Consider the following 881-nt stretch of genomic DNA (forward strand, 5'->3'; position numbering starts at 1 on the left):
GCAAGCGCACCCGCTTCATTCAACGCTGCAATACGAACACCGTTCAAGTAGACGTTGTTCACGCTTGTGAGTACGTTTTCGCTTTCAATGTATTCGAGTCCGTAAAACTTGCTCGGATACAAGATCTCTACGTTCGTGAACTGATTGTTCTTTTGTTCGAGTGCCGATCTGCGAACACGAAATCCACCTTCGTCATACCAGTAGCTGCCGAGGATCGCGTTGTTTCCGTCTTGGATCTGCGTAATCCTGTCTTGAGAATCTACTTGAATCCGTTTCGTAAGATCTTTTGTGTTGTCTCTTTGTCTGGTTAGGTTCCCGTTTGCGTCATACGACATCGTAAGAGCATCCGAACCCGTCCGACTCGAATCAATGTTCGTAACTTGGTGGTTTGTGTATTGGTAACTCCACTCTTCTTGAACGTTACCACTCCCAGGATCATGAAACCGTTTTGCGATCAAATTCCCATTCTTTGCGTATTCAAAAGACTGCTGAAACCTTCTCGAAAGATTCCCATCCGCAATCCCTAAGTAGCTTCCGTTAGCACTCGTTAGGCGACCCAGGCCGTCATATCCGTAGTCAGATTGTGTATGGAAGTCAGTCGTGTTGTTTGCAACATTCGTAATGTTGTTGTTCGGATTGAATGAATAGACAGCGTCTTGGAGAACTTTCGTGTTTCCGCCCACGTCCCCGGAAGAATTCAGACGAACCATTCTCCCTTTGACGTCATAGCTGTAACTGGTTGTAATCCCGTTCCCGAGCGTGAGGTTTGCCGTCTGACCAAACTCGTTGTAGGAAATGTTTTCTACGATGTCCTTGTTACAATAGCCCGGTAGAATTCCGTTCGTATTCACTTGAACAGATATCCCTTCGATATATCCTGC

At 46.2% G+C, this 881-nt stretch carries 1 pseudogene; it reads right to left on the bottom strand.

What is annotated here, in order from left to right:
• A pseudogene (locus EHQ17_RS10615) lies at nt 1–881 on the bottom strand (RHS repeat protein); the annotation flags it as partial.

The organism is Leptospira gomenensis (assembly GCF_004770155.1).
GTDB classification, from domain to species: Bacteria; Spirochaetota; Leptospiria; order Leptospirales; family Leptospiraceae; genus Leptospira; species Leptospira gomenensis.